This window comes from uncultured Clostridium sp., assembly GCF_900547735.1.
GTDB lineage: Bacteria > Bacillota > Clostridia > Lachnospirales > Lachnospiraceae > Otoolea.
Genome location: NZ_URHZ01000131.1, coordinates 1 through 7,893, shown reverse-complemented (window position 1 = coordinate 7,893; position 7,893 = coordinate 1). Strand labels below are relative to the sequence as shown.

At 49.6% G+C, this 7,893-nt stretch carries 9 protein-coding genes; 5 read left to right on the top strand and 4 right to left on the bottom strand.

All coding sequences use genetic code 11. The annotated features are described in order from the left end of the window. Nucleotides 1-203: 203 nt before the first annotated feature. Genes QZT18_RS22995 through QZT18_RS22980 form a run of 4 tightly spaced genes read left to right on the top strand, consistent with a single transcriptional unit; the run spans nucleotide 204 to nucleotide 3,903 of the window. A complete protein-coding gene (locus QZT18_RS22995) occupies nucleotides 204-1,157 on the top strand; it encodes a LysR family transcriptional regulator (protein WP_294151992.1) in 954 nt (317 codons plus the stop codon). Continuing rightward, the gene (locus QZT18_RS22990) at nucleotides 1,123-1,827 is read left to right on the top strand and encodes a response regulator transcription factor (RefSeq protein ID WP_366925959.1); all 705 of its coding nucleotides are present in this window, start codon (nucleotides 1,123-1,125) and stop codon (nucleotides 1,825-1,827) included. Before QZT18_RS22995 ends, QZT18_RS22990 begins: the two co-directional genes overlap by 35 nt. Beyond that, nucleotides 1,824-3,248, top strand: coding sequence for a HAMP domain-containing sensor histidine kinase (locus QZT18_RS22985; protein ID WP_294151989.1), 1,425 nt, complete (start codon nucleotides 1,824-1,826; stop codon nucleotides 3,246-3,248). Before QZT18_RS22990 ends, QZT18_RS22985 begins: the two co-directional genes overlap by 4 nt. Further along, a complete protein-coding gene (locus QZT18_RS22980; protein WP_294151987.1) occupies nucleotides 3,220-3,903 on the top strand; it encodes a Crp/Fnr family transcriptional regulator in 684 nt (227 codons plus the stop codon). Before QZT18_RS22985 ends, QZT18_RS22980 begins: the two co-directional genes overlap by 29 nt. Nucleotides 3,904-3,944: 41 nt before the next feature. Here QZT18_RS22980 and rd read toward each other — a convergent pair whose 3' ends face one another. Both rd and QZT18_RS22970 read right to left on the bottom strand, forming a co-directional pair. Further along, entirely contained in the window at nucleotides 3,945-4,106 is a 162-nt protein-coding gene (gene rd, locus QZT18_RS22975) for a rubredoxin (RefSeq protein ID WP_125144125.1), read from the bottom strand. A gap of 75 nt (nucleotides 4,107-4,181) precedes the next feature. Continuing rightward, nucleotides 4,182-4,553, bottom strand: coding sequence for a desulfoferrodoxin family protein (locus QZT18_RS22970; RefSeq protein WP_227032022.1), 372 nt, complete (start codon nucleotides 4,551-4,553; stop codon nucleotides 4,182-4,184). A gap of 469 nt (nucleotides 4,554-5,022) precedes the next feature. Between QZT18_RS22970 and QZT18_RS22965 the strand changes: the two genes are divergently transcribed. After that, nucleotides 5,023-6,420, top strand: coding sequence for a L,D-transpeptidase (locus tag QZT18_RS22965; protein ID WP_294151985.1), 1,398 nt, complete (start codon nucleotides 5,023-5,025; stop codon nucleotides 6,418-6,420). Nucleotides 6,421-6,514: 94 nt separating this feature from the next. Here the strand turns inward: QZT18_RS22965 and QZT18_RS22960 are convergent, their stop codons facing one another. Next, nucleotides 6,515-7,303: a bifunctional 2-polyprenyl-6-hydroxyphenol methylase/3-demethylubiquinol 3-O-methyltransferase UbiG gene (locus tag QZT18_RS22960; RefSeq protein WP_294151983.1), complete on the bottom strand. Its 789-nt coding sequence runs from the start codon at nucleotides 7,301-7,303 to the stop codon at nucleotides 6,515-6,517. A 193-nt stretch (nucleotides 7,304-7,496) separates the two neighbouring features. Further along, the gene (locus QZT18_RS22955; RefSeq protein WP_227032017.1) at nucleotides 7,497-7,730 is read right to left on the bottom strand and encodes a hypothetical protein; all 234 of its coding nucleotides are present in this window, start codon (nucleotides 7,728-7,730) and stop codon (nucleotides 7,497-7,499) included. Nucleotides 7,731-7,893 lie beyond the last annotated feature (163 nt).

The window sequence follows — 7,893 nt, the reverse complement described above, 5'->3', positions numbered from 1 at the left end:
CCACCACCCCGTCCGCCGTCTTACAGAGGCGTCCTCGCATCTCAACTAAATCCCTCATTTTCCTTATCATAGTAGAAAAATATATATTTGTAAAATGGATAATCTGGGTATATAATATTGATAAAATCGATATTGTTACTGATCACTTCGTGCTCAGTAACCCGGTATTTACTTCAGAGGAAGTTGAGAATACGGAGGAGGATATGAATCAGTCTGAAATCGACGCATTTCTGGCAATTATAGAGTCCGGTTCGCTGACAAAGGCGGCGGAACGGCTGTATCTGACCCAGTCTACGCTGAGCAGCCGCCTGGACAGCCTGGAGAGGGAGCTGGGGGCGCCGCTTCTGATAAGGAAGAAGGGGATCCGCCGTGTTAAACTGACCGAAGCGGGAAAACGCATGGTCCCGGTGGCGGAAAAATGGAAGAGGCTCTGGCAGGAGACCAGGGAAGCAATCTGGCGGGAGGAACGGCAGACGATGTTCCTATCTACGATCCAGAGTGTCCAGACGTACCTGATGGGGCCGGTGTACCGGGAGTTTTTAAACAGGGCGAACGACTGCGACATGTGTATCCTGGCCCTGGAGTCGAGGGATACTTATAAACTGATTGAATCGGGGGAACTGGAAGCCGGTCTGATTGCCAACCCCGGATATTCCAGGACCGTGGCGTCCATCCCTCTTTTTAAGGAGCCGATGTGTTTTGTCTGCGGGAAGGGCAGTTCCTATGAGGGAACCGTCCACCCGTCGTCGCTGTCCGTCAGAAACGAGATATACCTGGAATGGCATCCCGAGTTTGTCATGTGGCACACCTACTGGTTCGGGGACGGAAGAAGATGCCGTGTGGAGACCGATAATATGCAGCTTCTGGAGCAGCTCATTGAGCAGGACGAGTACTGGACCGTCCTTCCCCGATCGGCGGCCCTCAGCATGGAGGGCAGGATGGCGGTGAAACTGCTTCCGATGGAAGACGGCCCGGAGGACAGGGTGGTCTATATGCTGCTGAAGAATAAAAAAGAATGTCCGGAGCCGGTGAGATTGTTGATCCAGATGCTCAAAGGGTATCTGGAACAGCTTGGAATCCAGTGGATTGCGACGGAAAATATGGATGAGGTGACGGATGGAGATGAATACGGAGAGAAAAAGGATATTATTTGCTGACGACGATCCCGAGATCAGGGAGGTGGTGCGCATTCTTTTAGAGCACGAGGGTTTTGAAGTGATCGAGGCCGGCAATGGGAAGGAAGCGGTGGAAAAAGCGGATCAGACCGTGGATCTGATTATCCTGGACGTGATGATGCCGGGAAAATCGGGAATCCTGGCATGCCTGGATATCAGGAAGAAACTGACGGTTCCCATTCTGTTTCTCACGGCCCGTACCCAGGACTCGGACAAGGCGCTGGGGTTCAGCGCAGGCGGCGACGACTATCTGGCAAAACCCTTTTCCTACACGGAGCTGGTGGCCAGGGTCAAGGCAATGCTCAGAAGATGCTATGTATACCAGGGCGGTTCCGGAAACGGGGAGAGAACGGCCGTGATCCGGATTAAAGATTTGTCTGTCGACAGAGACAGCCGGGAAGTACGCCTGGAGGGAGAAGAAATCCTTCTGACCGATCTGGAATACAGGATTTTGCTGCTGATGGCGGAAAACAGGGGCAAAATCTTTACAATACAGAATATTTATGAGAGCGTGTGGGAGGAGCCTTACTACTACACCTCCAACAACACGGTGATGGTACATATCAGGAACCTGAGAAAAAAACTGGAGAAGGATCCGAAAAATCCGAAATATCTGGTAAATGTATGGGGAAAGGGGTACCGGATCGAATGAGGGGAAAGTATCGCAGCAGATTGTGGATAAAATTAATTCTGTCGGTTGCCTTTGCCGCCGCCTGCGCCTTTTTTATCTTAGTCCGGGTTATGGATCTGGGCTATTATATCCTGGACCACAATTATATGCCGGCCGTCATCGCCGGGAAGGAAAATGAATACATCCGCAAATTCCAGGCATTTGTCACGGAAAACAAAATTTCCATGAGTGACGGAGATAAAATAATGGGATTTACGGATCAGGACAGGAAGATGATTATGACGCTGTATCGCGGTGACAGAGCCATATTCAGCAGCGACGGCCGTATTGTGGCAACCATACCGGACAGCGATTACGGTATGATGCCGGATCATATAATGGACACGGAGCCGGTCCCGGTAACAGAAGGGGAGAAGTACACAGACCCGGGCATGGAGGCCGATATGGAGGCAGACAGGGAACCGGCCGGGTATACCGTGGCTTTTTCAGACGGCGCCGCGTCGGCGGTACTGTTTTATATAGGAAGTGAAGAGGACGAAATTGTATATGCGCTTTCCACTGTTTTAAGCGGCCTTTGTTTTGTCCTGATCTTATATCTGCTGATCCGGAAAAAAGTAAAATATATTGAACTTCTCGGGAAAGAAATGGAGATACTCAAAAGCGGAGAGCTGAATTACCAGGTTACGGTGAAGGGCAACGATGAGCTTTCTTCTCTGGCGGAAGAGTTGGATTCCATGCGAAAAGCCATTCTTTCAAGACAGGAGGAGGAGGAACTGCTGCGGATTGCCAACCGCGACATGGTCACAGCCATGTCCCACGATCTGAGGACGCCTCTGACATCCCTGATGGGATATCTGGATATCCTCGGCATGGAAAAGGACGGGGAAAGGCAGAAGAAATATCTGTCCGTCTGCCGCGACAAGGCGGCCCAGATAAAAAGCCTGTCCGACAAGCTGTTTGAGTATTTTCTCGTGTACAGCAGGGATCAGGACGAACTCCACCGCGACGAGGTTAACGGGGCGGAATTTGTGGGTCAGATCGTGGAGGAGAGCCTGTTCGATCTGGAGAGCGAAGGCCTTCAGGTGATACGCAAAACGGGTGAAATCACCTGCAGCCTTTCCGTGGATGTGGAGCTGATGCGCAGAGTATTTGGGAATCTGTTTTCAAATATTCTCAAATATGCGGACCGTGGACTGCCGGTGGAAGCGGAATACCGGGAAACGGAGAAAGAACTGATTATCTGTCTTAAAAACAGTATGGCGGCCGATGAGTCGGAGCGGGAGAGCACCAATATCGGACTTAAAACATGCGGGACGATACTGGAACGGCATGGCGGAACCTTCCGCTGCGGGAAGAAAGGGAGGCTTTTTAAGGCAGAAGTGCGGATTCCATGTGTGAAGATAGGAGAGAAAGATGGAAATACAGGAACTGAAACTTTTTAACGGACTTACGGAGGAGGAACTTCAGAGAAGCCTTGTCTGTTCCCGGTCCGGGATCGTGGAATATGAAAAAGAGGAGTACATTTTTACACAGGGAGAAAAGCCGAAGTGGATCTATATGATCCTGTCGGGAGAAGTCCTGCTTGAACAGGCCAATCTTTCGGGGCGTCAGACCTATGCGGAATGCCTGGGGGCGAGACAGCAGTTCGGCGTCGTGGATCTCTTTTTAGAGAGGGAGCAGTACTCCTACTCGGCGAAGGCGAGAAACCACGTAAAACTGCTTCGGATTTCCAGCCATTTTTTCTACGGCACCTGTGAGAAAAACTGTGTCCACCACAGCAAGATCCTGTTTAATATGATGGGGGTATTTGCCGAGGAGGCGGAAAAGAATTCAAAGAAAATCCAGCTTCTGACCTGCGGGAGCCTGAGACAGAGAATTGCCCTCTACCTGCTCCAGAACAGCGGAGGAAATAAGAGGGTGGAACTTGCAATGAACAGGGAGGAACTGGCCGCAAGCTTAAATGCGGCCAGGCCTTCTCTGTCCAGGGAATTGTCTCAGATGCAGGAGGAGGGGATAATTAAAATGGAGGGGCGTAAATCCATTGCAATCCTTGACTATTCCCGGCTTCAGGAAGACCTGGCCGATTTTGTTGGTTAAATTTAGCTGGTTAAATAGAGAGGGGTTATTATTTAGTACAATCAGTCTTCGGGAACGAAAACGTCTTTGCCAAGGCCGCAGAGAGGGCATACCCAGTCGTCAGGGATATCCTCGAATGCAGTTCCCGGAGCAATTCCGTTGTCCGGATCTCCGACCTCAGGGTCATACTCATAGCCACACGGTTCACATACATATTTTTTCATTGTCAATTACCTCCGAAATAATTTAAACTTTTCCTGTCCGTCCCGCCGGATTTACGGCTTTATCGGAAACAGACGTTACTTTCCGGCCTTCCAGAGACCGTGCAGGTTGCAGTACTCATAGGCTGCAATAAATTCATCGCCGTCCTTTAAAAGGAAAACGGCTTTTGGCTCTTCGCCCGGTTTCAGGGAAGCAAACTGGCCGCCGGATGTTGTTTCAATGTAAATACCTGTGATATAGTGCTCTTCCAGCATTGGATGGGCAACGGAGCCGATGGCTACTTCCACGGTATTTCCATTGATGGAGACAACGGGCACATGTTTCTCGGCCGCGCCGTCTGAAGTGTTGGCCTTAAGGGCCTCCAGGGCAATTCCTTTTTCTCCGCCGTCTAAAGATACCAGGTTTAATAAGATATTTTTCTTGTCGTCACTTCTGTAAAATTTATTCATAGCAGACCTCCTGTATTATCGCTTTTTTAATTTGTTTTGTTGTTTTGTTGTTCTGTAGATAAGATACCATAGAAAATCATGAAAGTCCGTAACATTTGTTACGGAACGAAAAAAATGTAAAAAAATGGAAGTCTGGAATATTTGTACTGGATTTCCGGGGTCTTTCTGTTATAATGGGGAAAGCATGGCCTGGAGAGTATTTACGGCACCGGTTGAAGCAGGTACATTTATAAAAACAAGTATCCCCGCGCATTCTTTTCCTATGCATTTTCCGCAGCGGTTCTTTTTTTGCGGCATGCGTCCTTTGCGGCAAAACCATCTTCAATTCTGCTGAAAAATAAGGAAAAGCTTAAGTTTTTATAACAATTTTGTACGAGTTGCAAAAAACGGTGGAAATTCCACCGGGGGACGTGCTATATTATAGGCAGGCCGCCCGACGGCCAAATGAAAACAGATAGAGGTTGAAAGAATGAGAAAAAGAAAGGTCTTAAGAACTCTGGGAGCAGTGTCACTTCTGACGCTTGCGTTCAGCTTTACTACTCTGGCAGATGACGCGTCACGTTTTGTGACGGGGACAGACGTGAACGGTATTGTGATAGGAGGACTTACAGAAGCGGAAGCAAAGGCCAAAATCGAACAGTCCTACGCTTCAAGCTACAACCTGACAATTATTGAGAAGGACGGAAAGAAAGAGAATATTAACGGAACAGAGATTGGATACCGTGTTACGGTCCCCAGCAATCTGCAGGAAATTCTGAGCCAGCAGAACGACACGGGACGCCAGTCCGGCCCTTCCTCCGATAACTCCCATACACTGGAGCTGCAGGCCAGCTATGACGACGCGCTTCTCACGGCCCGTATCAGGAGCCTGGAATGCATCAGCGGAGGAAATATTGTTACAACGGCGGATGCCCGCATTTCCCCGTATCAGGAGGGACAGCCGTTCACCATTATTCCGGAAGTCCAGGGCAACAACGTGGATGCCGCGAAGACAGAGGCCGTTATCAAGGGCGCCGCGGTCACGGGACAGAGCCAGGTGGATCTGGCGGCAAACGGATGTTACTATTCGGTGCAGGTGACAAAGGACAGCGAGCAGCTGAAGGCGCTCTGCGATAAGATGAACCAGAGCAGGGACATGGTTATCACCTATACATACGGCGACAACACGGAAGAACTCACCGGAGCGGTATTTACAAGCTGGTTTACCGGTTCAGCCGACGGCCAGATTCAGGTGGACAGAACCGCGGCGGCGGCATACATTGCCTCACTGGCTGCCAAATACGACACGGCAGGCACGGCCAGGGTATTCCACACCGCTACGGGTAAGGATGTGACGCTGACAGGCCCTTACGGATGGAAACTCAATCAGGCAGTGGAAGTGGAAGCTCTGATTGCGATGATACAGACGGGTCAGAGCCAGACATGGGCTCCGCAGTATTCCGCAACAGCCGCCAGCAGAACGACGCCAGACTGGGGGAATACCTATGTGGAGGTTGATCTGGGAGGGCAGCACGTCTATATGTTTAAGGACGGCGCCCTTGTATGGGATGCCCCGACCGTAACCGGCAACGTTTCAAAGAACTATACGACGCCGGAGGGAATCTACAGCCTCAACTACAAACAGACGGATCGAATCTTAAGAGGCGCAAAACAGGCGGACGGCACTTATGAATATGAGAGCCATGTGGATTACTGGATGCCGTTCAACGGAGGAATCGGTCTGCATGACGCCAACTGGAGAAGCAAGTTCGGCGGTACGATTTACCAGTACGGCGGAAGCCACGGATGTATCAACCTTCCTCCGGCCAAGGCCAAGCTGCTGTACGATCTTGTATACCAGGGAATTCCGGTCATCTGCCATAATTAAAAATGAGAACATGGAATTAAAAAAGATGCAAACGCGATGCCTGAAAGGCAGAACGTCTGCATCTTTTTTAATATCATAGGAAAGCGCTCTTATGCTATTTTTCGGCGGTCAGGATAAAGGACAGCGGATAACCTTTCCCGTCGTAAATCTCAGACAGGCCGACATCATAGTCGTATTCTTTCAGCCCCGTGATCCGAAGGCCCGCCTTGCAGGCCGCATTGATAATACCGGCCATCGTATGTGAAAAGCTGATGAATGTTTTGGAATCATATGTTTCGGACATATAACCCATTCCCTCGTTCTCAACCCACGGCTCTTTTCTGAAATAAGAGTAGGCCACCCCGTATATCTTCTGCTCATCGTATTCAGGGGCTCCGGGCAGAGCCAGCATGTTCATAATGGGATGGAAATCCTGGATATACATGATTCCGCCCGGTCTTAAGCAGTCGGCCGCCTTTTGGAATAAGGGCTCCAGGTTTTCAAACCAGGTGATGGCTCCGATGGTAAACATGACGAGATCAAAAGAATTATGGTATCCTTCAGGAATATCGAGAATATTGGCCGCCACAAAGTTACAGTTTGTAATGCCGGCTTTTTCGGCCGTTATCCTTGCCTGTTCCAGGATATTTTCCGCGATATCAAAGCCGACGCCGGAGTTTGCCCCGTTCTTTACGAGCGACAAAAGCTCGCGCCCGTTGTTGCAGCAGAACTGTGCAATATCTTTTCCGGCAAAATGGATCTTTTGCAGTTCTGCGGCGGCGTTTTCATCGAAAAAAGGAAGTCCTTCATTCAGCAGCCGTATGTAATTTTCATCGCCCCAGTTGGGCTGTCTGTGTTCAAAAGCCTCTTCCCAGGCCTCTTTGTTACCTTCTATATAACTCATAAAATAATCTCCTTAATGCCTCAGGAGGTTATGCAGCTGCCGTCCACTCCGTGAACGGTAACATTATACTCTCATAATACCTCCTGTTTTGGCTGTGACTGTGTAAAATGTTGTTGTTTTCATTGTTTGCCCTCCTTTCTGTGATTATTTATCATAACGCATCAGCGGTATAACCTTGTCTTTTGTTACGTCTTTACCTGTTTCCGATCATCTCCCTGAGCTGGCGGAGCAGCTCTACATCGGAAGGTGTCAGCTTCAGGTTGGACTCCAGATTTCTTCCGTCCGTTGTTTTAACCGAAAGTTCGATAATATTGCCCTCCGCCAGGCCGCTGTTGTAAACGGCATTTAAAAACTGCGGAAATTTTGGGTGATTTTTCACAAATGTATCGCAGGAATTTTTAATCTGTAAAAGTTCCATTGGGTTCATGGCATATGCCTCCTGTCTCTAATATGAATCGGCAGCCGCAGGTAGGGATTTATGGTGAGGAATGAGAACGCCGCCGTTAGGTCGGGGGTCGGGATGGTGAAGGGGGATTATGAGTCTTCAGTCCCGGTTTGCAGGTTGTGGTGAGGGGGAATCCAGGAGAAAA